This is a genomic window from Streptomyces roseirectus (genome assembly GCF_014489635.1).
In the GTDB taxonomy this organism is placed as follows: Bacteria; Actinomycetota; Actinomycetes; order Streptomycetales; family Streptomycetaceae; genus Streptomyces; species Streptomyces roseirectus.
On the sequence record NZ_CP060828.1, the window covers coordinates 7,371,272 to 7,397,778 of the forward strand.

Annotated in this window: 22 protein-coding genes and 2 pseudogenes; 12 read left to right on the top strand and 12 right to left on the bottom strand. The window is 72.1% G+C overall.

What is annotated here, in order from left to right; translation table 11 throughout:
• The first annotated feature begins 621 nt into the window (after positions 1 to 621).
• The 4 genes from IAG44_RS31690 (at position 622) to IAG44_RS31705 (ending at position 5,741) form a co-directional block, all read left to right on the top strand.
• A complete protein-coding gene (locus tag IAG44_RS31690; RefSeq protein WP_187750503.1) occupies positions 622 to 2,610 on the top strand; it encodes an FAD/NAD(P)-binding protein in 1,989 nt (662 codons plus the stop codon).
• Positions 2,607 to 3,422: an LLM class oxidoreductase gene (locus IAG44_RS31695; RefSeq protein WP_187750504.1), complete on the top strand. Its 816-nt coding sequence runs from the start codon at positions 2,607 to 2,609 to the stop codon at positions 3,420 to 3,422. Before IAG44_RS31690 ends, IAG44_RS31695 begins: the two co-directional genes overlap by 4 nt.
• A gap of 454 nt (positions 3,423 to 3,876) precedes the next feature.
• Positions 3,877 to 4,776: a S1 family peptidase gene (locus IAG44_RS31700; RefSeq protein ID WP_187750505.1), complete on the top strand. Its 900-nt coding sequence runs from the start codon at positions 3,877 to 3,879 to the stop codon at positions 4,774 to 4,776.
• Between the two features lie 164 nt (positions 4,777 to 4,940).
• Positions 4,941 to 5,741, top strand: coding sequence for a slipin family protein (locus IAG44_RS31705; RefSeq protein ID WP_187752930.1), 801 nt, complete (start codon positions 4,941 to 4,943; stop codon positions 5,739 to 5,741).
• Between the two features lie 5 nt (positions 5,742 to 5,746).
• Here IAG44_RS31705 and IAG44_RS31710 read toward each other — a convergent pair whose 3' ends face one another.
• On the bottom strand, positions 5,747 to 5,983 hold the full coding sequence (locus IAG44_RS31710; protein ID WP_187750506.1) for a cupin domain-containing protein: 237 nt from the start codon (positions 5,981 to 5,983) through the stop codon (positions 5,747 to 5,749).
• Between the two features lie 46 nt (positions 5,984 to 6,029).
• On the opposite strand from IAG44_RS31710, the pseudogene IAG44_RS31715 reads away from it, so the two are divergent.
• From IAG44_RS31715 to IAG44_RS31725, 3 genes and pseudogenes are all read left to right on the top strand, one after another.
• A pseudogene (locus IAG44_RS31715) lies at positions 6,030 to 6,344 on the top strand (MarR family transcriptional regulator); the annotation flags it as partial.
• Between the two features lie 154 nt (positions 6,345 to 6,498).
• On the top strand, positions 6,499 to 7,365 hold the full coding sequence (locus IAG44_RS31720; RefSeq protein WP_187750508.1) for an alpha/beta fold hydrolase: 867 nt from the start codon (positions 6,499 to 6,501) through the stop codon (positions 7,363 to 7,365).
• 107 nt (positions 7,366 to 7,472) lie between these two features.
• The gene (locus IAG44_RS31725) at positions 7,473 to 8,087 is read left to right on the top strand and encodes a class I SAM-dependent methyltransferase (RefSeq protein ID WP_187750509.1); all 615 of its coding nucleotides are present in this window, start codon (positions 7,473 to 7,475) and stop codon (positions 8,085 to 8,087) included.
• A gap of 97 nt (positions 8,088 to 8,184) precedes the next feature.
• Here the strand turns inward: IAG44_RS31725 and IAG44_RS31730 are convergent, their stop codons facing one another.
• Positions 8,185 to 8,688, bottom strand: coding sequence for a ribonuclease FAU-1 family protein (locus tag IAG44_RS31730; RefSeq protein ID WP_246562195.1), 504 nt, complete (start codon positions 8,686 to 8,688; stop codon positions 8,185 to 8,187).
• Between the two features lie 10 nt (positions 8,689 to 8,698).
• Positions 8,699 to 9,631, bottom strand: a complete 933-nt coding sequence (locus IAG44_RS31735; RefSeq protein WP_187750511.1) for a GNAT family N-acetyltransferase — start codon at positions 9,629 to 9,631, stop codon at positions 8,699 to 8,701.
• 97 nt (positions 9,632 to 9,728) lie between these two features.
• Here IAG44_RS31735 and IAG44_RS31740 point away from each other — a divergent pair, with 97 nt between their 5' ends.
• On the top strand, positions 9,729 to 10,097 hold the full coding sequence (locus IAG44_RS31740; protein ID WP_187750512.1) for a GntR family transcriptional regulator: 369 nt from the start codon (positions 9,729 to 9,731) through the stop codon (positions 10,095 to 10,097).
• A gap of 83 nt (positions 10,098 to 10,180) precedes the next feature.
• Here the strand turns inward: IAG44_RS31740 and IAG44_RS31745 are convergent, their stop codons facing one another.
• From IAG44_RS31745 to IAG44_RS31765, 5 genes and pseudogenes are all read right to left on the bottom strand, one after another.
• Positions 10,181 to 11,278: a DUF5925 domain-containing protein gene (locus IAG44_RS31745; protein ID WP_187750513.1), complete on the bottom strand. Its 1,098-nt coding sequence runs from the start codon at positions 11,276 to 11,278 to the stop codon at positions 10,181 to 10,183.
• Positions 11,279 to 11,398: 120 nt separating this feature from the next.
• Positions 11,399 to 12,199: a polysaccharide deacetylase family protein gene (locus tag IAG44_RS31750; RefSeq protein ID WP_187750514.1), complete on the bottom strand. Its 801-nt coding sequence runs from the start codon at positions 12,197 to 12,199 to the stop codon at positions 11,399 to 11,401.
• Complete coding sequence (locus tag IAG44_RS31755) at positions 12,196 to 13,257, bottom strand: glycosyltransferase family 2 protein (RefSeq protein ID WP_187750515.1); 1,062 nt, start codon at positions 13,255 to 13,257, stop codon at positions 12,196 to 12,198. The genes IAG44_RS31750 and IAG44_RS31755 overlap by 4 nt, the downstream gene beginning before the upstream one ends.
• Positions 13,258 to 13,502: 245 nt before the next feature.
• Positions 13,503 to 14,306, bottom strand: a pseudogene (locus IAG44_RS31760) (glycosyltransferase family 2 protein); the annotation flags it as partial.
• 554 nt (positions 14,307 to 14,860) lie between these two features.
• Positions 14,861 to 16,069 (bottom strand): S8 family peptidase, encoded by a 1,209-nt coding sequence (locus IAG44_RS31765; protein WP_187750516.1) that lies wholly within the window; start codon positions 16,067 to 16,069, stop codon positions 14,861 to 14,863.
• Positions 16,070 to 16,388: 319 nt separating this feature from the next.
• Between IAG44_RS31765 and IAG44_RS31770 the strand changes: the two genes are divergently transcribed.
• Positions 16,389 to 17,186: an SGNH/GDSL hydrolase family protein gene (locus tag IAG44_RS31770; protein ID WP_187750517.1), complete on the top strand. Its 798-nt coding sequence runs from the start codon at positions 16,389 to 16,391 to the stop codon at positions 17,184 to 17,186.
• Between the two features lie 6 nt (positions 17,187 to 17,192).
• On the opposite strand, the gene IAG44_RS31775 is transcribed toward IAG44_RS31770, so the two are convergent.
• From IAG44_RS31775 to IAG44_RS31790, 4 genes are all read right to left on the bottom strand, one after another.
• The gene (locus tag IAG44_RS31775) at positions 17,193 to 18,773 is read right to left on the bottom strand and encodes a serine/threonine-protein kinase (protein WP_187750518.1); all 1,581 of its coding nucleotides are present in this window, start codon (positions 18,771 to 18,773) and stop codon (positions 17,193 to 17,195) included.
• 45 nt (positions 18,774 to 18,818) lie between these two features.
• Positions 18,819 to 20,507, bottom strand: a complete 1,689-nt coding sequence (locus IAG44_RS31780) for an urease accessory protein UreH domain-containing protein (protein WP_187750519.1) — start codon at positions 20,505 to 20,507, stop codon at positions 18,819 to 18,821.
• Positions 20,504 to 22,441, bottom strand: coding sequence for a tetratricopeptide repeat protein (locus IAG44_RS31785; protein ID WP_246562196.1), 1,938 nt, complete (start codon positions 22,439 to 22,441; stop codon positions 20,504 to 20,506). The genes IAG44_RS31780 and IAG44_RS31785 overlap by 4 nt, the downstream gene beginning before the upstream one ends.
• 176 nt (positions 22,442 to 22,617) lie before the next feature.
• Positions 22,618 to 24,150 (bottom strand): DUF4331 domain-containing protein, encoded by a 1,533-nt coding sequence (locus IAG44_RS31790; protein ID WP_187750520.1) that lies wholly within the window; start codon positions 24,148 to 24,150, stop codon positions 22,618 to 22,620.
• A 207-nt stretch (positions 24,151 to 24,357) separates the two neighbouring features.
• On the opposite strand from IAG44_RS31790, the gene IAG44_RS31795 reads away from it, so the two are divergent.
• From IAG44_RS31795 to IAG44_RS31805, 3 genes are all read left to right on the top strand, one after another.
• Positions 24,358 to 24,900 (top strand): sigma-70 family RNA polymerase sigma factor, encoded by a 543-nt coding sequence (locus IAG44_RS31795; RefSeq protein ID WP_010354373.1) that lies wholly within the window; start codon positions 24,358 to 24,360, stop codon positions 24,898 to 24,900.
• A complete protein-coding gene (locus IAG44_RS31800; RefSeq protein ID WP_187750521.1) occupies positions 24,897 to 25,751 on the top strand; it encodes an anti-sigma factor in 855 nt (284 codons plus the stop codon). Before IAG44_RS31795 ends, IAG44_RS31800 begins: the two co-directional genes overlap by 4 nt.
• Positions 25,752 to 25,879: 128 nt before the next feature.
• Positions 25,880 to 26,155, top strand: coding sequence for a hypothetical protein (locus IAG44_RS31805; RefSeq protein WP_187750522.1), 276 nt, complete (start codon positions 25,880 to 25,882; stop codon positions 26,153 to 26,155).
• Positions 26,156 to 26,507: the final 352 nt, after the last annotated feature.

Genomic DNA, 26,507 nt, shown 5'->3' on the forward strand with positions numbered 1-26,507 from the left:
GGATAGACGCCGCGCGGGGGGTTTGTGACGGTACTGGTGCACAGCCGATCCGTCGAGAGTCCAGACGCCCCAAGGGTCGTACCGTGTACGGCTGCTGACTGAGAGTGAAATAGGATTCTTTGTGGCGGACGGGTGACAAGCGGTGCGTATGGGTGAACGGAAGCGGCCGTTCGGGGTCGCTCCAGGCTGATTGTCGGCCTGCGCAAGGAGGCTGACTGGGTGTCAGGTGCGGCGAGCTGAGGGGAGGGCGCTCGTGTGAAGGCGTTGCGGAAAGGCATCGGGAGTGCCCCGGGCGCGGCCACGGGGCAGGGCGGCGGTCAGCTCAACAGGAACAGGACCACACGCGACCGAAGTCGATGTGGGAGCGGGTGACCAGCCACTGCTGCGGATGCATGGGCCAAGTGGAACAGGTCTCCGGATACCAGTCAACCGACTTGAGACGTACCGCTCACACTCTGGACAGCCTTGACAGCGAGGGGAAACGCGGTCGTACTCTCGGGATGCGGCCCTGCTGAGGGGCTCGGCCGCGTCGGCGCCGCGCGGCGCCCCGTGTGAAGGTGACCGCCTCCCCCGCTGCCCGGCCGCGCCCGGAGTCCGGGGGCTTCTTAGACGGAGCCTTCCATGTCTTCCCTCGTCATCGTCGGCGCCGGCCCCCGCGGGGTCGGGCTCATCGAGCGGATCGCCGCCAACGCGCCCGAGCTGTACGACGGTTCGGGCCTCGACATCCACCTCGTCGATCCGCATCCGCCGGGCGGCGGGCGCATCTGGCGTGCCGCGCAGTCGCCGTTGCTGTGGATGAACTCCCATGCCGAGGACGTCACGATGTTCACGGACGAGACGGTGACCATGGAAGGGCCGGTGCGGGAGGGGCCCACGCTGCACGAGTGGGCCGGGATCGGCGGCCGGACGTTCGCCGACCGGCAGCTTCAGGGGGAGTACCTGGGGTGGTTCTACGAGCGGGCGGTGGCCGCGCTGCCCGCGGGGGTGCGGGTGCGGCATCATGCGCGGCGGGCGGTGCGGGTCGTGGGGGCGCGGGAGGGGCGCCAGGAGGTGTGGTTGGAGAGGGGTTCTCCGGCGAGGGACGGGGGGTCTTCTGCGGGTGTTGCGGGGGTCGGGGGTGGCTACGAGGTTCTGCATGCCGATGTCGTCGTTCTCGCGCTCGGGCATCTCGATGCCGAACTCGACGACGAGCAGCGGGCGTTGGCGGCGTATGCCGGGCGGCACGGGCTGGTTCATCTGCCGCCCGACTTCACCGCTGACAGTGATCTGTCCGCCCTGGTGGCCGGTGAGCCTGTGCTCGTGCGGGGGTTCGGGCTCGCGTTCGTCGATCTGATGGTGCTGCTGACGGAAGGGCGGGGCGGGCGGTACGAGGGTGAGGTGTACGTGCCGTCGGGGCGGGAGCCGGTGCTGTACGTGGGGTCGCGGCGAGGGGTGCCGTACCGCTCGAAGATCGGGTACGACCTCGTCGGCGAACGGCCGCCGCTGCCCCGGTTCCTCGGGCCCGGCGAGATCGACCGACTGCTCGCGCTGGAGGGCGGGTTCGACTACCGGCGGGACGTCTGGCCGCTGATCGAGAAGGAGTTGGGGTTCGCCCACTATCACCGGCTGTTCGCGGCGCATCCCGAGCGGACGTCGATGGACTGGGCGGACTTCGAGGAGAAGTACGCGGCGGGCGGCGGGGCGGACCTGCGGGCGCTGGTCGCCGAGGCGGTGCCCGATCCCCGGGACAGACTCGATCTCGCGGCGCTGGACCGGCCGTTGGCGGGTGAGCGGTACGGGTCGGCGGAGGAGTTCCAGGAGGGGTTGCGGGGGCATATCGAGGCGGATCTGACGCGACGTCACGATGACGCGCACAGCGTCGACTTGGCCGTGTTCCTCGGACTCCTCTCCGTGTACGGCCAGTTGATACGGCTCGGTGGCGGTGTCGCCTCCTCCTGGCACGGGTTCTTCAGCTACCTCGCCTCCGGGCCGCCCGGACCCCGGCTGCGGCAGATGCTCGCGCTGTCCCGGGCCGGGGTGCTGAGGTTCGTCGGCGCGGACATGGAAGTGCGGGCCGAGGACGGGGTGTTCAGGGCGTCGAGTCCCACTGTTCCCGGGGCCGTCGTCGAGGCACGGGCCCTCGTCGAGGCGCGGCTGCCGGAGGCTTCCGTACGGCGCGCGCTGGATCCGCTGCTGCGGGGGCTCGCGGAGGAGGGGGCGGGGGAGACCGGCGAAGGGCTGCTCCGGGTGGAGCCGGGGACGGGGCGTGTCCTCGACGCGGACGGGCGCGCGCATCCTCGGCGGTTCGCACTCGGACCGTATACGGACGGGCGGACGCCGGGGGCGTTCACGCGGCCTCGGACCGGGGGGCCGGCGTTTCGGCAGAACGATGCGACGGCTCGGGCGGTGTTGGGGTTGTTGTGCGGGGGGTCGGGCGGGGTGGAGGGCTTCGGGGGAGCTGAGGGGGCGGGTATTACGGGTACTGCGGGTGCGGGTACTACGGGTGGCTCTGCCGGGGTGGGCGGCTCCGGTGGGTCTGAGGGCGCGGGTACTACGGGTACTACGGGTACTACGGGTGGTCCCACGGGGACGGGCGGTTCTCGCGACATCGTCGGGGAGGTGGGCGCGTGAGCGCGTCCTGGGGGCTGCCGCATCTTGCCGCTGCCGTGGATCTGCCCGAGGGGGAGGACTGCGCGGAGTTGGTGGGGCTGGCCGAGCGGGGTGGGCTGGACTTCGTGACGTTGGGGGGTGGCGGGGACGTCGTGGGGGAGTTGGCCCGGGTGGCGGGGGTCACGCGGCGGGTGGGGCTGGTGGCGTTGTCGGAGGAGGGGGTCGGGACGGGGGCCGCGATCGTCGGGCTCGACCGGGTGAGCCGGGGGAGGGGTGGGGGGCTCGTGGCGGAGAAGGGGGGTGGGGTGCCTCAAGTCGAGGGCGGGGCCTGTCCGTTGCGGGTCGTCGACGCCGGGGACGCCTCCGGGTGGGACTTCGCCGCGCGGTACGGGGACGTCGCGCTCGTGCGGGTCGTCGGGGCCGGCGAGGCGCGGGTCGTCCGGGAGCGACTGCGGGCGCGGGCCGGGGAGTCGGGGCGGGACCCGGACGCGCTGCGGGTGCTGGCGGCGCTGCTGATCGACCTCGGGGACGGGGAGCGGGCCGCCGTCCCCGGGCACGGCGGGGGCGGGCCGCGGGCGAGTGCGCGGGGGCCGTTGTACCGGGGCGGGCCCGTGGACCTCGCCGAGCTGATCGCCGGGTGGTACCGGGAGGGGGCCGTGGACGGGTTCCATCTGACGCCCGTCGAGCCGCGCCGGGATCTGGAGCGGCTGGTCAACGGGACGGTCGCGTTGCTCCAGCACCGGGGGCTGTTCCGGACGTTCTACCCGGGGACGACCTTGCGCGAGCATCTGGGGCTGGGGCGGCAGGTGCGGGCGGTGCCGGGGGTGGGGTGAGGCCGGCGGAGGGGCGGATGGGTTCGGCGGCTGTTTCGTTGGGCCGGTTTCGGCCATCCGCCGGGGGTGAGCGGGTCCCGGGGGCGACCTGTGGGTCTCGGCGGGTGGCGGGGTGGGTGTGCGGGCCGGTGCGGCGTGGTGCGGTGTGGTTCAGCAGGGTGTTCGGGTGGTTCGGGAACCTTTTCGACGGCGTGATCGTCGTAGGGGTAGGGGAGTTGGCCTGAAGCCACTCATTTCGCGCAGTTCTCACTGCGGTGCGCGGCCGGTTCGCGCCCTTGTGCCCGGTGGTCGTTCTCGTGCGCCCTTGCGCCGACCGTCCGTTCGGCCGAATACTCCTTCCTCAGCGCTTGTCAGGGGCATGTATCCCTGGTTTCACGGGCGGACCATGGCTCTGGCTGCGCCTCACGGGCCCCGACCCCACGCGGGCCCCCGACTTCCCGGGAGGGAACGACACGTGAGGAACAAGCGCACCACCCCCACCATCCACAAGAGACGGACCCGGATGATCGCCCTCGCGGCGGGGTTCGTCGCCGCCGCCGGGTTCGCCGTCCCCACCGCGAACGCGGCCGACGCGCGCACGTTCAGCGCGGCCGAACTCAGCGGCGTCAACAGCTCGGTGCTGAAGTCCGACATCCCGGGCACCGCCTGGGCCGTCGACGCGAAGACGAACCGTGTGGTCGTCACCGTCGACAGCACGGTCTCCGAGGCGGAGATCGCGCAGATCAAGAAGGACGCGGGCAGCAAGGCCGGCGCCCTCACCATCAAGCACACGCCCGGCAAGTTCAACAAGCTGATCGCCGGCGGCGACGCCATCTACGGTGGCGGCTACCGGTGTTCGCTCGGCTTCAACGTCGTCAGCGGCAGCACGTACTACTTCCTCACCGCCGGTCACTGCGCCGAGGTCGCCTCCACCTGGTACTCCAACTCCGGTCAGACGGCCGTGCTCGGCACCAACGCCGGGTACAGCTTCCCGACCAACGACTACGCGCTGGTCCGGTACACCAACAGCTCGGTGACCAAGTCCGGGACCGCGGGAAACACGGACATCACCAGCGCGGGCACGCCCAGCGTGGGCACCACGGTCTACCGTGACGGCTCGACCACCGGTATCCGCAGCGGCCGGGTGACGGCCCTCAACGCGACCGTCAACTACGGTGGCGGGGACGTCGTCTACGGCATGATCCAGACCAACGTCTGCGCGGAGGGCGGTGACTCCGGCGGGGCGCTGTACTCGACCAGCGGGATCGCCTACGGGCTGACGTCCGGGGGCAGTGGGAACTGCTCGGTCGGCGGGACGACGTTCTTCCAGCCGGTCGTGGAAGCGCTCAACCGGTATGGCGTGAGCGTGTTCTGATCGTCCGTCAGCTTTGATGGCGTCCGCTGCCCGAGTGCACCGGGACCGGCGTCGCGAGCCCCCGTACGCAACCGGCGTGCGGGGGCTCCCCCTTGTACGCGGGGCGGGTTACCGTCGAGGGGAGCCCCTGACGCAGGTCTGACGCACGGAGGGCGGTGGTCGTTGTGGTCGAGGAACTGGTGGCGGCGGGAGCGGGGTTGGTGACCGCCGGGGTGGTGTACGCGGCCGCCGCCGCGCGGGTCGTCAAACAGTACGAGCGCGGTGTGGTGTTCAGGCTCGGGCGGCTTAGGCCGGAGGTGCGGGGGCCCGGACTGACGATGATCATTCCGGGCGTCGACAGGCTCCGCAAGGTGAACATGCAGATCGTCACGATGCCGGTGCCCGGACAGGAGGGGATCACGCGGGACAACGTGACCGTGCGGGTCGACGCGGTCGTCTACTTCAAGGTGACGGCGCCCGCCGAGGCTGTCGTCCGGGTGGAGGACTACCGGTTCGCGGTGTCGCAGATGGCGCAGACGTCCCTGCGGTCCATCATCGGCAAGAGCGAGCTGGACGATCTGCTCTCCGACCGTGAAAAGCTCAACCAGGGGCTGGAGTTGATGATCGACAGTCCCGCCGTCGAGTGGGGCGTCACCATCGACCGGGTCGAGATCAAGGATGTCTCCTTGCCCGAGACGATGAAGCGGTCCATGGCGCGGCAGGCCGAGGCGGATCGTGAGCGGCGGGCCCGGGTCATCAACGCGGACGCGGAGTTGCAGGCGTCCAAGAAGCTCGCCGAGGCCGCCCAGGAGATGGCCGACACACCGGCCGCCCTCCAACTCCGCCTCCTCCAGACGGTCGTCGCCGTCGCCGCCGAGAAGAACTCGACCCTCGTCCTCCCCTTCCCCGTCGAACTCCTCCGCTTCCTCGAACGAGCCCAGCCCGCAACGCCGTTGCCCCCGGAGCGGGGGGAACCCTCCACGTAGTCGGGCTAGTTGGCCCACGGAGGCGTGACCCGGGTGTCGTCCGCCGGCACCGCCGAGAGCCCGATCGAGGTGGTGACCCAGGTGAGGGCCGTGTGGTCGGCGGGGTTCTCTACGGCCAGCGTGGAGCCGGGGTTGACGATCAGGGTGTCGCCGGGGGCCTTGGTGCGCGGGGTGGTGTAGGAGACGAAGCGGGCGCCGTGGAGTTCGTGGGTGGTGGCGTCGGTGGCGCGGATGAGGGGCATGGGGGTCCTTCTGTGGGGTTGCTCGGGATGTCGTGAGGTTCTGTGAGGGGTGGTCGCGCGGGGGTTCGAGGGGGTTCGGCCCGCGCATGGGTTCGCGTTTGTGCGGTTGGCTCCGGACGGGGCGAGTGTGGGGGAGTTGGCGGTGCGTCTGGGGGTGACCAAGCAGGCGGCCAGTCAGATGGTGGAGGAGTTGGTGCGGAAGGGGTATGTGGAGCGGCGGGCCGCCGAGGAGGCGGCTGCGGAGGTGGTGGGGGAGTGGGGGGGGAAGTGGGGGGAAGTGTTGGGGGAGGGTGGGGTGCGGGTGTTGCGGGAAGGGCTGGGGCGGGTTGGTGGGGGTGGGGGTGTGCGGCCTGTGTGGTGAGGGGTGGTGGGGAGGAGTTCAGTTTTTACTGACGCGTAACTTCACAGGGGGGCTACTCGTCCGTAACTTGAACAGTGAACAGCATCCTCGTGATCCGGATCACAGGGCTTAGTGCCGTTGCACCTCCCCCCTTGAGCCGCAAGGAGATCGATCGATGCTGCGTTGGAGACGTCTGTTCAGACCGCTGGCCGCGTTGGCGTTGGCGGCTGTCGCCGTCACTGTTCCCGCTTCCGGTGCGCGGGCCGAGGGCTCGGCCGGCGTCAGCAGTGGGTGGAACGATTACTCGTGCAAGCCGTCGGCCGCGCATCCGCGGCCGGTTGTTCTGGTCCATGGGACGCTTGCGAACTCCGTGGACAACTGGCTCGGTCTCGCGCCGTATCTGGAAGGGCGCGGGTACTGCGTGTTCGCCCTGGATTATGGGCAGTTGGCGGGTGTGCCGCTGATTCATGGGCTCGGGCCGATCGACAAGTCGGCGGAGCAGTTGTCGGCGTACGTCGACAGGGTGCTGGCCGCGACCGGCGCGAAGAAGGTGGACGTCGTCGGGCACTCGCAGGGCGGGATGATGCCCCGGTACTACCTGAAGTTCCTCGGCGGGGCGGCGAAGGTGAACGCGCTCGTCGCGATCGCCCCCAGCAACCGGGGGACGACCCTCAGCGGACTCACCAACCTCCTCCCCTACTTCCCCGGCGCCCGCGAATGGCTCAACCTCAACACCCCCGCGCTCGCCCAGCAGATCACCGGCTCCGACTTCCTGACGAAGCTCAACGCCGGCGGTGACACGGTCCCCGGCGTCCAGTACACCGTCCTCGCCACGAAGTACGACGAGGTCGTCACGCCCTACCAGTCCCAGTTCCTCACCGGCGCCAACGTCAAGAACGTCCTCCTCCAGGACCTCTGCCCCCTCGACCTCTCCGAGCACGCGCTGATCGGCCTCACCGACCGCATCACGTTCCACGAGGTCGCCAACGCGCTCGACCCGGCACGGGCCACGCGGACGACGTGCGCGTCGGTCTTCAGCTGAGCGATTGCCGTCCCCTGGGGGCCTGTCCGGTGGTGTTCACGCCGGGCGGGCCCCTTGGGGTTTCCGGGCGGGGGCGGATTGTCAGTGGTGGGTGGCACGCTGGGGGCATGAGTGATCTACGTGGTGGTGCGGTGGCGGGCGGGGTCGACTGGGACCTCGCCGCGGGGGCCTTCGACGAGGAGGCGGATCACGGGCTGCGGGACCCCGAGGTGCGCGCGGCCTGGGCGGACCGGATGGCCGCGTGGCTGCCGCCGAACGCCGCTGACGTGCTCGATCTCGGCTGCGGCACCGGCAGCCTGTCGCTGCTCGCGGCCGAACGGGGGCATCGGGTGACCGGTGTGGACCGCTCCCCGGCGATGCTCGACCTCGCCCGCGCCAAACTCGCCGCGTACGACGCCGAGTTCCTGCTCGGGGACGCGCAGGAGCCCCCGGTGGGAACGGCCCGGTTCGACGTCGTCCTCGTCCGGCACGTCCTGTGGGCGCTGCCCGATCCCGCGCGGGCGCTGGCGAACTGGCGGGCGCTGCTGCGGGAGGGCGGGCGGATGGTGCTGGTCGAGGGGGTGTGGGGGTCGGTCACACCGGTGGGGATCCCGGCGGAACGGGTGGTCGAGCTGGTGGAGGGAGGTGGGGGGAGTGCTCGGGTGGAGCGGTTGGACGGCGATGATCGGCTGTGGGGTGGTGCTGTGGATGACGTCCGGTATGTGGTGGTGGCGACGGTGTGAGGGGGCGCTGTCGTGGGGCGGGGGTCCTGGGGAGGGCCGGTGTGGGCGGGCGACTCATCCGCCCTCCGTCCCGTCCGCTCGACAGCGCCGGGCGCCGCTACGCCAGCAGCCCCGCCAGACCGCCCTCCGTGCGCGCGTGCGCCTCCAGTTCGTCCAGTGCGCGGGTCGCGGCCGACGCCGCGACCGGGTCACGGGTGCGCAGGCCGCTGGCCTCGAACTCGTCCTCGTCCAGGCGGCGGACGTCGGTGCGGGTGGCGTTCAGCCAGAGGTCGAGGTCGAGGTCTTCGACGGTGAGGGTGTCGCCGGTGCGGACGGCGGGGCGGGTGATGTCGCAGTACCAGCCCTTGAGGGTGCCGTCGGCGGCGCGGACCTCCTTGATCGCGTACCAGCGGTCGCGCCAGTAGTGCTCGGTGAACACGTCACCGGGCTCGAAACGGACGAAGCCGAAGTCACGGGTGCCCGCGCCGGCCCAGGGGGCGCGGACGGTGACGCGGGTGCCGTCGTCGGCGAGGAGGTCGGCGGGGTAGCGGATCTTCGTGACACCGGCTTTGACGAGGACGACGTCCAGGCGGGCGGCGTTCCGGTCGGCCGTGCCAGTCATGGGCGTGCCCTCAGGCGACGTCGCGGACATAGCGCACCTCCGTCGCGCAGATCTCGTACCCGAACCACTTGTTGATCGCGAGCATCGGACCGTTGTCCGTGTCGTTGCCGGTGAGGGCGACCGTGCAGCCGGCCGCGCGGGCGCGGTGCAGGGAGGCGTTCTTGGCGAGTTTGGCGAGACCCTTGCCGCGGTGGGCGCGGGCCGTGCCGGTCATGGCGGTGTGGTAGCGGCCGGCACCGTCGGTGTGGGCGACGCTGAACGCGGCCGGCTGCCCGTCGACCACGGCGACGACCGTCAGATCGAGGTCCAGCAGGGGGTGGCGCCAGTTCTCCGCGACCCACGCCTCGTAGTCGGTGAACTCGGCGCCCACGTCGCTCGGTTCGTCGGCCGTCACCTCGGTGTCGAGGACGAACAGGGGGCGCGGGTCGGCGGCGAAGTCGGCGCCCGTCCGCAGCTCGACGCCCGGCGGAAGGCGCTCGGGCAGCGGCGCGAGGGACGCCGTCGTCAGGTCGAGGCGCAGGAAGTGGGCCGAGCGGCTGGCACGGTACCCGGCGCGCTGCGCGTACGCGCGGTTGCGGGGCGCGTCGAGGGTCCACGCGTAGAGATGTGTCGCGCCGAGGCCCGTCAGGTACTCCTCCGCCGCCTTGCGCAGGGCCGTGCCCGCGCCTTTGCCCTCGTGCGCCGGGTCGACGTACACGTTCAGGAAGCCCTTGCCGGGCTCCGGGGCGTCGTGGGCGAGGCCGAGCTGGGCGGTGCCGACGATGACGCCGTCCTGTTCGGCGACCAGCTTGCGCGCACGCGCGTCCGGGTGGGTGTGGGTGATTTCGTGGGCCACCGAGGCGGGGGTGAACAGGAGGAACGGGAGGGCGGCGTCGCGGACCCGGCAGAAGCCTTCGAGGTCGGCGGGCGCGTCGGGGCGGAGGTCTCGTACGGTGATGGTCATATGCGCGCAGATTAGGCGGGCGCTGGCGGGGGACGCCTCCTATTTTCAGGGCGGTCGCGCACGGCGTCCGGCCGCTCGGGTGCGGAAGAATCGGGGGATGACCTTGCAGATCGACATCGTCGAGGGCGTCGCGCCCTACGAGCAGGTACGCGCGCAGATCTCCGAGCGGGCCCGGACCGGGGCGTTGCCCGTGGGGTACCGGCTGCCCACCGTCCGCGCCCTCGCCGAGTCCCTGGGGCTCGCCGCCAACACCGTCGCCAAGGCGTACCGGGCGCTGGAGACGGACGGCGTGATCGAGACGCGGGGGCGCAACGGGACGTACATCGCGGCGGCCGGGGCGGCCGCGGAGCAGGAGTTGGCGGCTGCCGCGCAGGCGTATGTGGAGCGGGCGCGGCGGTTGGGGTTCGGGGAGGAGGCGGTGGTGGGGGCCGTGGGGGAGGCGGTGCGGGCGGCGTACGGGGGGTGAGGACGGGGTGGAGTGAGGTGCTTGCCGGAGCTTGGGGTGCGCGGTGGGTTTGTCGATTTATGGACGGTGTTCCGCTCCGGGTGTCACAGGTACAGCCCCGCCTCCGCGTTCCCCCTCGGCTCCGGGAGCGACGTCGGTGAGGTGCCCCGGCGCAGGGCGTACAGCTCGGCCAGCGTTGCGCCGTCGCGGCCGATGCCGTCCTCGGTGCCGAGCCAGGACACGGCCTCCGGGCGGGTGAGGGGGCCGACCTCGACGCGGGCGAGGCAGCGGCCGGGGCGGACGACGGCGGGGTGCAGGCGTTCGAGGTCCTCGTTGGTCGTGATGCCGACGAGGACGTTGCGGCCCTGGCCGAGGAGACCGTCCGTCAGGTTGAGCAGCCGGGAGAGCGCCTGGCCCGCCGTGTGCTTCGCCTCGCCGCGGATCAGTTCGTCGCAGTCTTCGAGGAGCAGCAGGCGCCAGCGGGACTTGCCGCCCGGGTCGTCCTCGCCGATCGCGATGTCCATGAGGTAGCCGACGTCGGAGAACAGCCGCTCGGGGTCGAGGACGCAGTCCACCTGGCACCAGTCGCGCCAGGTCCGGGCGAGCGTGCGCAGCGCGGACGTCTTGCCGGTGCCGGGCGGGCCGTGCAGGAGGAGCAGCCGGCCGGCGATGTCCTCCGGGGTGGTCCGCATGAGGCCGTCCATCGCGTCGGCGACGGGCGCGGTGTAGTTGGCGCGGACCTCCTCCCAGGTGCCGGCGGAGATCTGGCGGGTCGTGCGGTAGGGGCCCCGGCGTGGGGAGGCGTACCAGAAACCCATGGTCACGGCCTCGGGCTGCGGTTCGGGCTCGTCGGCCGCGCCGTCGGTCGCCTCGCCGAGGACCTTCTCGGCGAGTTCGGGCGAGGTCGCGGTGACGGTGACGTCCGCGCCCCGGTTCCAGCGGGAGATCAGCAGGGTCCAGCCCTCGCCCTCCGCGAGGGTCGCGCTGCGGTCGTCGTCGCGGGCGATCCGCAGGACCTTGGCGCCGGGCGGGAGCAGGGTCGCGCCCGCGCGGACGCGGTCGATGTTCGCGGCGTGCGAGTACGGCTGCTCGCCGGTCGCGAACCGGCCCAGGAACAGGACGTCCACGACGTCGGACGGCGAGTCGGAGTCGTCGACGGTGAGCCGGATCGGCAGGGCGTCGTGCGGGCTCTGGTCAGACATGTCCGCCATGATCCGGCACGGGGGCGGAGCGTGCACCCGTTTTAGGGGGTAGCGGTTGACGTACTTGAGGGGGACGTACGACGGTCCCCCTGCCGTCGTACGGGTACCCCCTGAGCCCCCTCAACTCAGCGCCCCCACCGCCCTCCTCGCCGTCTTGCGGGCCCCCCGCACCAACGCGTACCCCTTGGTCAGCGCGCGGTCGCCGGCGAAGGTCCGGGTGAGGGAGTCGCCGTCGAGGAGGCGGGCGAACTCGGCGGCCGAGGTGCGCCGGCGGACGGTCACCCGGCGCAGGGCGTACGGCCCCTGCGCGCGGTGGGCCAGCGCGTTGCCCACGGCCAGCGCCTGGGCGAACCCGCTCTCCCGGACGGCGGCGCGGACCCGGCGGTCGGAGTAGCCGTACGGGTAGGCGAACGACACGGGCGGCGCGCCGAGTTGGTCCGCGAGGAGGTCCCGGCAGCGGGTCAGCTCGGTGCGCAGGGACGTGTCGTCGAGCTGGTCGAGCTGGGGGTGGGAGTGGCTGTGGCCGCCGATCTCGACGTCCGCGTCGGCGAGTTGGCGGATCTGGGGCCAGTCCAGCATGGTGTCGAGGGCGCCGCCGGTGTCGTGCGCGCCCTTGATCCAGCCGGTGGAGACGAACAGGGTCGCGGGGAAGCCGTGCCCGGCGAGGGACGGGAGGGCGTGGCGGTGGACGCCCTCGTAGCCGTCGTCGAAGGTGATGAGGACCGGGCGTGGGGGCAGGGGGCGGTTCGTGCGCCAGTGGGCCGCGAGGCCGGCCGTGGTGAGCGGGGTGCGGCCGCGCGCGGCGATCAGGTCCATCTGGTGCGCGAACGCCTCCGGGGTGACCGACAACTCCCTTGTCGCCGGGCTGGGTTGGTCGGCGATCGCGTGGTACATGAGGATGGGGACGCGGGTGTCGGTCATGCGGCGTCCTCGATGGGGTCGTCGCCACAGCCGGGCGTGCTCCGTGACGCGATCTCGACTGCCTCGCCGGCCACCGCCGTTGCCGTGTCGATCGGGACCACCGCGAACGTCGTCCCCTGCCGCCGGGCCCGTACCGCGCCGACGACGTAGCCGGTCGCGGCGGTCAGTACCCCGGCGATGATCGCCCCCGCGCGCTGGGCTCCGCCGGGGCGGGCCCGCAGGGCGTCGCGCAGGCCGCGGGCGACTCCGGCGGGCAACACCCGTGTCGTGTACCGGCGTTCGGACTCCAGGCCCTTGCCGGCGCCGACGCTGCGGGCGACCAGCGCCTTGGACAGGCCCTCGGCGTAGGTGCGGGTGCGGAAGTAGGCGAAGTGCTCGCGGGCCGCGGGGACTTTGTGGTGGATGACGGCCCGGTCGTCGACGAGGAGGATCGCGTCGGGTCTCATGTGGCCGAGCCTGATGCACAGTTCGGTCTCCTCGCCGCCCATCGGCCGCTTGTCGCCGTCGCGTCCGATGCCGCTGGCGAACCCGCCGACGAGGTCGAACGCGCCGCGCCGGAAGGAGGCGTTGCCGCCGAGGATGTTGCGCACCCGGACCCGGCCGGGCGGCAGACCCCGGTAGGAGCAGCCCACCACCCAGTCGAACTCCTCCGGGAACCAGGTGGGCCGGCGCCCCGAGGACCAGACGGGCTCGCAGCGCCCGCCGACCGCCAGGACCCGGGGGTCGCTGTACGGGTCGGCGAACCGGCGCAGCCAGTCCCGTTCGGCCACGGCGTCGTCGTCGAGGAAGGCGATGATCTCGCCGGTCGAGGCGGCGATCCCGGTGTTGCGCCCGGCGGACAGGCCGCGCGGCCCGGCGTTGGGGAGGACCCGTACCTCCGAGGTCTCCCCGTACTCCAGGGCCAGGCGTGCCAGGAGCGCCGGGTTGTGGTCGACGACCAGCAGGATCTCCCGGGCCGGCCGGCTCTGCGCCCGCACCGAGGAGACCGCCGCGAGGACGTCGTCCCAGCGGTCCTCGGTGTAGACGCAGATCACCACCGAGATGTCGAGCGGGGTCACGCGACCTCACCCCGGGCTGCGCCCAGCTCCCGGCTCGCGCCCGACTTCCGGGCGGCGTCCAGCTCCAGACCGGCGTCCAACTCCCGTGCGGCGTCGGACTCCTGGGCCAGGCCGGTACCCGGGCCGGCGTCGAGCGCGCGGCCCGCGTCGGTCCTCTGGGCAGGGCCGGCGTCGAGCCCCCGGCCCCCGTCGGCCGCCGAGGCCGGGTCCGGCACGCGGGCGGCCTCCACCCCGCCCGCCCCCTCCAGCAGCGGCGACCGCCGGGTACGCCGGCGCAGTGCGCGCCGGTTGGAGCGTTCCTTGAGGATGACCCGTAGTACCCGTAGCCCGTCCCGGACGGCCCGCAGGTTGGAGACGCCGTGGATGCGCAGGTACTCGTGGCTCGGTATCTCCTGCACCTTCAGCCCCGCCTTGACGACCCTGATGTTGATCAGGGTCTCGATCTCGAAGCCGGTGCAGTCGAGGTCGATCTTGTCGAGGCAGTGCCGCCAGAACGCGTTGTAGCCGTAGCAGAGGTCGGTGTAGCGGGCACCGAACTTGCGGTTGACGACGGCGCACAGGGCGCTGTTGCCGAGCCGGCGGATGAAGGTCATGTCGTCGGTGCCGCCGCCGTTGGCGAAGCGCGAGCCCTTGGCGAAGTCGGCGCCGGAGACCAGCGCGGAGACGTAGGAGACGATCTCGTTGCCGTCGGCCGAGCCGTCCGCGTCGACCATCACGATGATGTCGCCGGTGCACGCCTCGAACCCGGTGATCAGGGCGTCGCCCTTACCGCGCCCGCGCTGGGGGACGACCTTGACGCCGGGCCACAGTTCGCGGGCGACGCGGACGGTCGCGTCGGTGGAGTTGCCGTCGACCAGGACCACCTCGTGGATCCAGTCCGGCAGGGTCTTGAAGACGTACGGCAGGTTCTCCGCCTCGTTCATGGCGGGGATCACCACGCTGACCGGCGGGGTGATCGCGAGGTGCGAGGAGATCGGGCGGTACGCGGCGGCCGTCTGGTCCGCGTGTCGGTCCCGGTCCGTGCTCGCCGGTTGCAGAACGGAACTCATGGGTCTGGTCCCTCTCGTCCGGCGGACCGCCCGCCCCAGGGGCGGCCCGGCTGGAAATCCGGTTCGAAAGGGGGGTTTCTCGCCCGGAGCGGCCAGGGCCCGGCGCATGCGACGTGAGCGCGTCGCGTCCGCCGGCCCGGGTACGCCGGGTGATGGCAAAGCTGACCGGCCGCCGGAAAACGACGACGGCCGACCGCGCGGCACGGCCCGGTCACCGTGACGGTCACCAGGCTCGGCACCCCCCTACCGCGCCCCGCACCGGTTGCCGCCGCGGTCCCTGAGCCCTCCCCTGGAGCCGATGCCGACGGTCCGATGCGAGTGAGATGTACGACGGTATTGATGAATGAGCCTGTATGGCAAGACCTGAAACGGGGGCTCACATTTTTGTTCGTTTGACCGATACACGCCCTGTCGTCCGTCTGTGGTTCCCTCTCCGCCCCGGAGAAATCCCTGATTTTCCGGCCCTGACATGGGAGTTCCCCGGAGGCGGTGGGGCGCCTCCGGGGAACGGTTACATCACCTGAGATGTACGGGTATTACGGGACCTACGGGTATTACGGGACGAGCTTCAGCAGCCGGTTGGGGGAGCCGCTGCCGGGGCTGGTGACGACGCTCGGGGTCGAGCCGGACACGAGCGCCGAGGCGACCTGCGCCGGGGTCGCCGACGTGTGGCCCGCGAGGTAGATTGCCGCCGCGCCCGCGACGTGCGGCGTCGCCATGGACGTCCCGGAGATGGTGTTGGTGGCCGTGTCGCTGGTGTACCAGCCGGCCGTGATCGAGGAGCCCGGGGCGAAGATGTCGAGGACCGAGCCGTAGTTGGAGTAGCTGGCGCGGGCGTCGGTGTTGGTGGTGGCGCCGACGGTGATCGCCTCGGTGACCCGGGCCGGGGAGTACGAGGAGGCGTTGGCGTTGCTGTTCCCGGCCGCGACGGCGTAAGTGACCCCGCTCGCTATGGAGTTGCGCACCGCCGTGTCCAGCGCGGCGGACGCGCCGCCGCCGAGCGAGAGGTTGGCGACCGAGGGCCCGGAGTGGTTCGCCGTCACCCAGTCGACGCCCGCGATGACGCCCGCCGTGGTGCCGCTGCCGCCGTTGTCGAGCACGCGCACGGCGACGATCTTCGCCTTCTTGGCGACGCCGTAGGTCGAGCCCGCGATCGTGGTGGCGACGTGCGTGCCGTGGCCGTTGCCGTCGGCGGCGGTGGTGTCGCCGTCGACCGCGTCGTAGCCGTACGAGGCGCGCCCGCTGATCTGGGAGTGCGTGATGCGGACGCCGGTGTCGATGACGTACGCCGTGACGCCGCTGCCCGCGCTGTCGGGGTAGGTGTAGGTGCCGGACAGCGGCAGCGCGCTCTGGTCGGTGCGGTCCAGGCCCCAGGGGGCGCTGGTCTGGGTCGTGTCGGCCAGGCGGACGGTCTGGTTCTGCTCGACGGCGGCGACGGCCGGGTCGGCGGCGAGTCTGCGGGCCTCCCGCGCGGAGAGGGTCGCCGTGTAGCCGTTGAGCGCGGAGCCGAAGGTCTTGTCGACCGTGCCGCCGTACTCCTTGATCAGGCTCTTGCCCGCGGCCGAGGCCGACTTGAGGCCGGCCCGCTGCTTGAGGGTGACGATGTAGCTGTCCTTGACGGCGGTGGGGGAGCCGGCCGCGACGACCGTGCCCTCGGCCGGGGCGGCCTGGGCGGGGAGCGCGGTGAGCCCGCCGGCGAGGGCGGCCGCCGCGACGGTGACGGCGGCGGTCAAGCGGGCCTTGTCGCTACGCAGTTGTGCCATGACGAGGGGGTCCTCCTCTGGGCGTGCCGCTCCTGGGTGGGGAGGGCGACTGTGGGGGAATGCGCACGTCGTCGCGCACATCCGCCGCTGAACGTTGCGTTCCGCTCGCGGCGTCGGGTAAAGACTCCGCCGTCTACCTGCGTAGAACAAGGGGGTTGACGATCTGTCAACAAACTTGACATGTACGCGAAATCAAGCGGGCGGAAAGCGGCAGAAAACGGTCCCGGTAGATCCTCGAAAGTCTTGGCATGGGCACTTCCCGTCAACACGTGTGGTTGCTACGACAGTTGTGGCAAGCATGCTGCTAAAGGGAGGTTCCATGAGACGTTCCCGATTTGCCGTATTCGTCAGTGCGACGCTCCTCGCCGCCGGCGCCGCCCTCACCGGGGGAGCCGGCCCCGCCCAGGCCGCCACCGGCGGTTACGTCGCCCTCGGCGACTCCTACTCCTCCGGGGTCGGCGCGGGCAGCTACATCAGCTCAAGTGGCGACTGCAAGCGCAGCACCAAGGCGTACCCGTACCTGTGGAACGCCGCCCACGCGCCGTCCTCGTTCACCTTCGCCGCCTGCTCGGGCGCCACCACCGGCGACGTCCTCGCCGGCCAGCTCGGCGGCCTCAACTCCTCGACCGGGCTGGTCTCCATCAGCATCGGAGGCAACGACGCGGGCTTCGTCGACGTCATGACGACCTGCGTCCTCGGCAGTGACAGCACCTGCGTCAACCGCATCAACACCGCCAAGGCGTTCGTCGACTCGACCCTCCCCGGCCGGCTCGACGGCGTCTACGACGCGATCAGCTCCCGGGCCCCCAACGCCCATGTGGTCGTGCTGGGTTACCCGCGCTTCTACAAGCTCGGCACCACCTGTGTCGGCCTCTCCGAGGCCAAGCGCAGCGCGATCAACGGCGCCGCCGACCACATCAACACCGCCATCGCCAAACGCGCCGCCGACCACGGCTTCACCTTCGGCGACGTCCGCACCACCTTCGCCGGACACGAGATCTGCTCCGGCAACTCCTGGCTGCACAGCCTCGAACTGCTCAGCCTCAGCGACTCGTACCACCCGACGGCGGCAGGGCAGTCGGGCGGGTATCTGCCGGTGCTCAACGCCAACGACTGACAGAGCTCAGTAGGTTGCGGAAGGTGAGGGGGAGGCTTCGCCCGACGGGGTCTCCTCCTCGCACGTCACCGAGAACGGCACCGAGTTGGACGTCGCCTTCGCGGGCCGGCGCACCTCCACCCACAGCTCGTTCTCGAACGTCCCGCTCTGCCGGCCCGTCGTCAGAAAGACCCGCGCCTGCTGCGAACGGCTCCCCCCGCCGGCGAACTCCAGTGTCCGCCAACCGGAGTCGACGGCCTTGCCGTCCTTCGACACCCACCGGTACGACACCGTCGCCGGCACCCGGCCCACCGTGAACGTCGCGGTGAACGCGGGAGCCGCGGACTGCTCCGGCGGACACGGCCCCGAGTACTCCGTGCCCCGGCCCGACACGCTCACCGCGACCGTCTGGGGCGGCGGCGAGGACGACTTCGACGCGCTCGGCGAGGGAGTAGGCGACTCGGAGGGCTCCTCGCTGCGACTCGCCGGCGGCGAACTCACGCCCTGCGACTGGCTGTTGGTCTGCTGACCGCCCTTGGCCTCGCCCCCGTCGCGGTTGTTCAGCAGCGCGTACGTCAGCCCTCCGATCGCCAGCGCGATGGCCAGCACCCCCGCGACCAGGACGGCCGTCGCCCGCCGGTTCCCGCCGGCGGACTCGGGCTGGTCGCGCACCAACGGCTCGGTGGCGGGCTGCTGTCGGTAGGACGGCTGCTGGTACGGCGGGGGCGGCGGAGGCGGCGCCGCCGCGAGCGTCGGCGTGTACGGCACCGTCCGCGCCGTGCCGCCCGCCGCGATGATCCTCAGGTCCTGCTCCGCGCGGCCGGCGGGCAGCCGTTCGGCGGGGTCCTTGCGCAACAGGCCCTCGATGACCGGCGAGAGAGGACCGGCCCGGCGCGGCGGCGGCAACTCCTCGTCCACGATGGCCCGCAGCGTGCTCAGCGGGGTGTCCTGGCGGAACGGCGACTGGCCCTCGACCGCCGTGTAGAGCAGCACGCCCAGCGACCACAGGTCCGACTCCGGACCCGGTGTACGCCCCAACGCCCGCTCAGGGGCCAGGAATTCGGGCGAGCCGATCACCTCGCCGGTCATCGTGATGGCCGAACTGCCCTCGTACGTCGCGATCCCGAAGTCCGTGAGGACGACCCGGTCGTCGTTCGACAGCAGCACGTTGGCCGGCTTCACGTCCCGGTGCAGCACCCCCGCGTCGTGCGCCGCCCGTAGCGCCGACAGCACCTCGGCACCGACGTACGCGGCCCGCGCGGGCGCCAACGGGCCCTCCGCGTCCAGGAGTTCGGCCAGCGAGATACCGCGCACCAGCTCCATCACGATCCACGGACGGCCGTCCTGCGCGGCGACGTCGTACACCGTCACGACGTTGCGGTTCGCCACCCGCGCCGCCGCCCACGCCTCGCGCTCCAGGCGCGCGTACATCCGCTCGACCTCGTTCGCCGGCAGACCGGCGGGCGCCCGGACCTCCTTGACGGCGACCTCGCGGTGCAGGACCTCGTCCCGCGCGCGCCACACCGTCCCCATGCCGCCCTGGCCGAGCGGGGTGAGCAGTCGGTAGCGGCCCGCGATCAGCCGCTCTCCACCGGGTCCCTCTGACATCGCGCCCCCCTCTTCGCACCCTCGCGAATTCTCCCCGAAACCGGCTCAACCCACCACAGTGGACGCCCCCTTGAGCATCAGACCGACGCCGAGCGCCACGACGATCAGCGCCGACCACAGCGGCATGTTGCGGCGGACGAGGGCGACGAGCCGGTGCGACGTCCAGCGCGGGCCCTCGTCCAGCAGCCGGGAGACCCTGCTGCCCAGCCGGACGACCGCGAAACCGGCGGCGGTCAGGGTGAGGGCGAGGCCGACGCCGTACGCGACGACCAGGAGCAGGCCGAACCACGCCTGGCCGAGGGCCGCCGCGCCGACCAGGACGACGACGGCGGAGGGGCTGGGGACCATGCCGCCGGCGAGACCGAGGAGGATGGTGCCGCGCAGGGTGGGGGCGGTGGAGTGGGTGTGGGTGTGGCCGTTGTGGGTGTGCGTGTGGGTGTGGGGGGTGTGGTGGTGGTCGTGGGGGTGGGTGTCGTGACTGTGGCTGTGGGCCGGGGAGTTGGGGAGGGCGGAGGTGTGGGCCGGGGTGGACTCGGCGCCCACCAGGGCGAGTTGGCGGGAGGGGGTGGGCTCGGGGGAGTGGTCGCCGTCGTGGGAGTGGGGGTGGCCGTGGTCGTCGCCGTGGCTGTGATCGTGCGTGTGGCCGTGCCCGTGGCTGTGGCCGTGACCGTGGCTATGTCCGTGCCCGTGCCCGCGGTTCTGCCAGGCCCGGCGCAGCAGGGTCACGCCCGCGACGGCGACCAGGGCGCCGCTCGCGAGGCCCAGCCAGGTGATGACGGAGGGCGCGGCGGCGGAGCCGGCGGTGACGAGGAGGCCGAGGGCGACGACGCCGATGGTGTGGGTGACGGTGACCGACGCGGCGAGCGGCAGGACGTCCTTCATGCGCGCCTTGCCGCCCCGCGCGGCGGCGGTCGCGGCCATGATGGTCTTGCCGTGGCCCGGCGCGACGGCGTGCATCGCGCCCAGGAAGATCGCGAGGACGATCGCCAGCGCGGCGAAGCCGACCGTGAGGTGCCGGCGCGCGACCAGGTCGTCCAGCGCCTGCGTCCAGCGGTCCGCGCCGCGCGGGAGGACGGCGGCGCCGGGCGCGGTGCGCTCGTCCGCGTCCTCGGCCAGGGCCGGGCCGCCGGGGCGGATCGTCGTGGCGGCGGTCGTGGTGTCCGCCGGGGAGGACAGCAACTCCTGCGGGTACGTGGTGAGTTCGCCGGAGATCGACTTCTCGGGGACGTCCGAGTCGGCGAGGGTCATCCGGTCGCCGCGTGCCGTGATCTCGCGCCAGCCGGGGCCGGTCGAGGCGCCCGCGCTGTGGAAGGCGAGGGCGATCGACTCGGTCTCGGGCAGCGGAGCCGTGAGGTCGCACTCGACGCGCAGGGTGTCGAGGCCCGCCTGACCCGGATGGACGACGGCCTTCGCCGACGTCGAAGTCAGGGCGACGGAACGGCCGTTGACGGTGAGGCGGCTCTCGGCGGCGGCCGTCTCGCAGCGTTGCCCGGCCCACGGGGTGAGGCCGCCCGCGCGTTCGATGGCCGGCTTGGCCTGGGTCGCCGGGATCTCGGCGAGGTCTTCGACATGGGCGACACGGAGCTTGCCCGGGGCGGCGACGAGGCCGTCGTACCGGTTGACCGTGAAGTTGCCGAGTGGGTGCGCGCTCGCGTTGGCGGTGGGAAGGAGCGCGAGCGCGCACCCGGCCGTCAGGACGGCCGCACCGGAGGCGAACAGACGACGGGAGATCACTGGTTCGCCTCCAGCGACTTGAGGACGGCGCGCGCGGTGCGGGCGCCGAGGGGGGAGAAGCCGGGGTTGAGGCCGAGGGCCTTGGTGAGGTGGGCGCGGGCGTTCTTCCTGTCGCCGGTCGCGTTCTCGATGACGCCCCGGTGGTAGAGGAAGGACGCGTTGCGGTAGCCGGTCGCGGTGGCGCGCCTCGCGTACGGAAGGGCTTCCGCGTCACGGCCGTTGACGTGCAGGGCCCACGCGAGGGCGTCCGCCGTGTGGACCGTCTCCCGGCGGTTCCACTCCGCCTGGGCCGCGCGCAGCGCCGCCTGCTTGTCGCCGTGGTCGGCCGCCGCGAGGGCCGTGTCCAGGTCGGCGTTGACGCCGTTGGCGCGGGCGAGGGCCGTCCAGGCGTCGACGAGGGCGTACTGGTCGGCGGCCTTCACGCGGTCGCCGTCCGCGCCGCGTGCCTCGTACAGCTCGCCGAGTTCGACCAGCGGGCCGGGGAGCGGGTATTGGGCGACGACTGACTCCAACCCCTTGACGGCGTCGGTCTGTTGGCCGTGCGCCGCCTGGGCCTTCGCGCGGCCCTCCAGCGCCGGGAGGTAGTCCTCGTCGGCGGCCAGGGCACGGGCGTAGTCGGTGAGGGCGGTGGTGTGGTCGCCCTGGTTCCAGGCGAGTTGGCCGAGCTGGGTGGCGACGTACGCGATGTCGCCCTTGGCCGTCGCACTCGCGAGGGCCTGTTCGAGGACGCGGCGGGCGGTCGTCACGTCGCCGCGCAGCTCCTGGACGTACGCGTACCGGGTGAAGACCGGGATGCCGGGGCGGCGGGTGTCGGCCGTCTCCGCCGCCGTCAACGCCTCGTCGTAGCGGCCGAGTTCGACCAGGGCGTCGATACGGGTGCACAGGGCGCGTTCGTTGTACGGGTTCTCCTTCAGGACCTGGTCCGCGTACTTCAGCGCGCCGGGGAAGTCGTGCCGGGCCGCGGCGAGGGCCGCGCGGCCCGCCAGTGCCTGGCCGTTGCCGGCGGAGAGGTCCAGGGACTTCGTGAACGCCTTCTCCGCCTGGGGGTAGCGCGAGGGGTCCCCCTTCGTGCGGGCCTGCTCGACGTACGCGAGACCGAGCGTGGCCCAGCTCCCGAAGTCCCTTGGCTGCGCACGGAGATGGGCCTGCAACGCGGTGATCGCGCTGTCGATGTCCCCGCTGCTGAGGAGGCCCGGGGAGACCGCCGCCGCCGTGGCGACCGGGGCCGCGGTCCCGTCCTTCATCGCACCGAACGCGATCGCCCCGCTGGTGAGGGCGACCGCCAACATCGCGGCGCAGGCGCCGAGTTGCGCCGCACGCCAGCGGCGGCCGGCGGCAGCGGCGCGGCGGACGGCGGCTACTCGGGGGTCGAGGGCGGGGGAGTCGGGGGCTTCGGACGGGATGTCGCCGGCCGGCGTGGGGGAGCCGGGCTCCGCCGGAACCGGGGCGTCGGAGCCGGGCTCAGTGGAAGTCGGGGCGTCGGAGCAGGGTTCGGCGGCAGCCGGGGGCGCGGTGGACGCGGTTGCGGGCGTGGGGTCCGCGGCGGCGTCCGTCGTGCTTCCGGCGTCCTTCGCGGAGCCCCCGTGCGCCAAGTCGCCCCGCCGCACGGCTTCGTCGGCGTCGGCGCCCGTCGCCTGCGTCGAACCGGCCGCCTCCGCAGGGGTGTTCTCCTGCCGCCGCACCTCTGCTTCCGGGCCGGCCTGTACCGAACCGTCCCGCCCTGAACCGGAGTTCGCCGGTGTCTCCTCGGTCCCCTTCGAAGAGTGCGCCGGTATAGAGGAGTTGGCCCCCGCTGGGGTGGCCGTGGGTGTCGGTGCCGCTTCGGCCTGCGGTGAACTTCCCTCGGGCCGCTGCCCCTTCGGCTCGTCGGTGGGGTCCGGGGTGTGCCCGGAGTCCGTCCGGTCCGGTTCGCCGTTGTCGGTGCGCGGGGCCATGCCCTCTCCTCGGTCGCTCTCGGTTGTCCTGCGGTCGGCGCGGCCCGGCCCGTGGGGGATGGGGTGGGCCGGGCCGCGCCGGTCTGCGGGGTGGGCCGGGGAGGTGCAGGGGCCTCCCCGGCTCGCCCGGTCACTGCGCGGGCGTCAGCGCGTCAACACGTCAACGCGCCGGCGCGTCAGTACGCGCGCCCCCGGCGCCGGAACCACATGAGGCCGCCGCCGATGAGCAGCACCCCGGCCGCGCCGGCCCCGGCGGACGCGGCGATCAGGGCGTTGTTGTCCGTCCCCGAAGTCCCCGACGGCTGAAGGGCGTTGCCGAGCTGGCTGCGGACGTCGTTGCCGCCGTCGACACCCTTGGCGACGGGACCGCGCGACCCCTCGGTGGGCAGGGCGACGTACGGGAAGGACTTCTCGAACTCCTTGTCGTTCTTGTCGACCGCGTCGCCCAAGTCGTTCTTGGCGCCCACGAGTTCACCCTCGACGACCTGGAGCGCGGCGTCGATGACGTCGTCCGTGAGGCGACGCCCGTTCGGGAAGCCCGCGTTGTCGCCGTCGAGCACACCGAGCCGCTTGGGGGCGGCGGTGGGCTTGATCGACGTGTTGAGCCGCAGCTGCTCAGAAGGCGTCACGTACGGCGGCTGGTTGAGGCCCTTGACGCCCTTGAGGAACACGTCGACGAGGTCGTTGCGCGGCTCCGCCGGGGCCTTGATCTTGTAGATCGCCTCGATGAGCTTGGGCAGTTCGGGGTTGGTGACGTTCTTCAGGAACTGCCCGTCGTCCTTGGGCTCGGACGCGTTGAACTTGTCCTTGTCCTTGATGGGGTTGACGACCTCGTTCACCAGCGGGTTGCCGAGCCGGGAGACCTGCTCGAACTTGCCGCGCGCGTTCTTGCGCTGCGTCGTCGACCAGATGCCGACGACCGGCTGGTGCTCCGCCTGGCGGATCATGTCGTTGGGCACCTGGAGGGCGATCGTGTTGACGTTGTAGCCCTTGAGGGTGTCGTTGCCGACCTCGGAGAGGTTCCCGCCGTACAGCAGGTCGAAGACGCGCAGGTCGAGGAAGAACGGGTCGTCGGCCTGGCCGGCGAACGTCTTCGAACCGTTGGAGAGCTTGTAGATCGCTTGGTCGCGCAGCTTGGCGTAGTTCGGCATCGACGCCTTGCCGACGTTCGACGGCGCCACCGGCACATCGTTGGCGATCTTCGTCTTCTGCTGGACCTTGCCCCGCTTGAGCTTGATCAGCTCCAGGTCGTAGGTCTGCGTGACGTTCAGGTCGGGGTCGTCCAGGCTCTCGACCGCGCCGGTGTTGTAGAGGAACGTCTTCTTGTTCTTCACATGCGTCTTGAACGTGTAACGGAACGTCAGATCCTGGCGCGCGTCACCGTCGTTGTCGATGTTGAGGTCGTACTGCGCGTCCTCCGCGAACGGGAAGAAGTTCGGGCCGCCGGCCGGTTCCTCGAAGGGGATCCAGTTGGCGACGAGCGTCGTCGTGTCCGGGTGGTCCGGGCTCACGAACGCGTACACGTCGGTGTTGTCGTACTGCGGAGTGCCGGAGATCAGCGGAGCTTCGCGGTGGCTGGACGCGGCGGCGACGCCCGGTTCCAGCAGGGCCACCGAGGCGGCGGTGAGCCCGCCCGCGGCCAGCGCGCCGCAGATGAGGGTCGCGATGCTCCTGCGCCCCGCGGCGCTCCGGAAGTGAGGTGTCGTCATGCCGTCCGTCCTGAGGTCCCAACTTGCTTGACGGACGGGTATACGGAGCGGAGGGCCTGTTCGGATTGGTCGATCCGAAAAAAATTTATTTTGGGTCCGCACCCGCGTTTTCGGCCCGTGCATCCGTACCTCCACCGGAGGTGTGTGCGCGTGCGAGTGCCTGGGGTGACGGGACGGCCCGGCTGCGGCCGCGGAGAGGGGAACCGCATGGAGGCGGACGACCTGCTGGTACTCGTCGCGCGAGGCGACCAACGGGCCTTCGAGCAGTTGTACGGTCTGGTCTCCGGCCCGGTGTTCGGACTCGTCCGGCGCGTGCTGCGCGATCCGTCCCAGTCGGAGGAGGTGGCCCAGGAAGTGCTGCTCGAATGCTGGCGCTCGGCCGCCACCTTCGACCCCGCGCGCGGCAGCGCCCTGTCCTGGATCCTCACCCTCGCCCACCGCCGCGCCGTCGACCGGGTGCGCAGCGTGCGCGCGGCCGGCGAACGCGAGCAGCGCGAGGCCCTGCGCACCCACCACCCCGCCTTCGACCAGGTCTCCGAGGAGGTCGAGGCGGGCATGGAGCGCGAGTGGGTGCGCCGCTGCCTCGGCCGGCTGACGACGCTCCAGCGGCAGTCCGTCACTCTCGCGTACTACGACGGCTACACATACCGTGAAGTGGCCGAGCGGCTTTCCCTGCCGCTGGGCACGGTGAAGACGAGGATGCGCGACGGGCTCACGCGGCTGCGCAACTGCCTGGGAGGTGCCGCATGAGCGTCCTGAACCGTCTGCTGCGCAGAGGTGACCTCCACTCGCTGGCCGCGCCCTACGCCCTCGACGCCCTCGACGGCGACGAGCGGCGCCGGTTCGAGAAACACCTGCGCTCGTGCGCCTCCTGCGCCGCCGAGGTCCGTGAACTCGCCGAGGACGCGGTCCGGTTGGCCTGGTCGACGGCGGCTCCCGCGCCGGCCGCGCTGCGCGACCGGGTGCTGGCCGCCGTCCAGGTCACCCCGCAGGAACGGGCGGGAGCGACGGGGACGGCGGGGGCGGCACGCTCCGCGCCGGAGCGCGCACCACAGCTTCCGCCGCACGTGTGGGGCGCGCAGCCGCCGCCCGCGCGCTCCCGTGCTTCCCGCGCCCCGCGTGCGCGCCGTCCGCTCTTCGTGCCGTTCGCCACCGTCACCGCCGCCGCGGCCCTCGTCGTCGCCGGCCTCTTCGCGGTCCAAACCAGCCGGACGCAGGACCAGTTGGACGCCGCCGAAGCGCGCGCCCGTGACATCGCGCAGGTGCTCTCCGCGCCCGACGCGCGCGCCGGGAACGGGCAGGACGCGCAGGGCCGCGGCATCGGCGTGATCGCCTCCGCGTCGGAGGGCGAGGCGATCGTCACGCTGCGCGGGTACGGCTCCCTCGCGGACGGCCGGGTGCGTCAACTCTGGCTCATGCGGCCCGATGTGCAGCCCCGCTCGCTCGGACTGTTCGACGGCGACACGCCCTTGGTGGCGACGGGTCTCACCACCGACGCGACGTCACTCGCTGTGACCGTCGAGCCCGCTGGTGGTTCACCTCAGCCCACTTCGCAGCCAGTTGTCCAACTCGCCCTGAAATCTGTTGGATTCGGAGAGTAATCGCGGGGGAGTCGTCAACCCCCTTGCGGGGAAGGTCAATCGTGTGGACGCGATACACGCGTGACCCCCGGGGGAGATAGGGTTACCCTGCCCGGGGTCGGGTGGACTCGTACGGGTGGGGAGTGACGATGGAACAGATAACGATGCGAAGCAGGGCGAGGGTCCCTGCGATCACCTGCGGCAGCAGCGCGACCAGTTCGCGGCTCGACCGCCACCTCTCGGTACTGGCGGGCCCCGCCATACCGCAGCGGGAGACGGTCGAGGCGACCTCGCTCATGCGTGAGCTGACCGCGCGTGACACCCAGCACCAGCCCAGCGACCAGGGTCGCCGAGTGAGCCGCGTCTCGCTCTTCGCCCCGCTGCGCCGGCTCCGTCGCACCCTCTTCGGCGGCCGTCGGCACTGAATCCCGCCACGGCGCGCCCGTCACGGCGCCTCGAAGACCCGCGCTCGGGCGGTCCGCCGCCCCGCCGCGCTCCCCGCCGCCCGTCATCCCCACGGCGCGCGGCGGAGCCCGGCGCATCCCGAGCGCGGGCGCCTCACCCCCCGATCGACGCCGGACCTCCCCGACCCCGGCGACCCGCAAGGGCTACCCGTAGTACTCCCCGACTCGGGTGCCCCCTGGGGACGTTCCCGTAATACCCCTGGTACTCCCGGCCGCCGGGCGCCCACCCGGCTCCGGCGACCCGTAAGGGCGTACCCGTAGTGCCCCGGAGCCACCCCGGCCTCCGGGACCACCCGACACCTCCGCTGCCGCT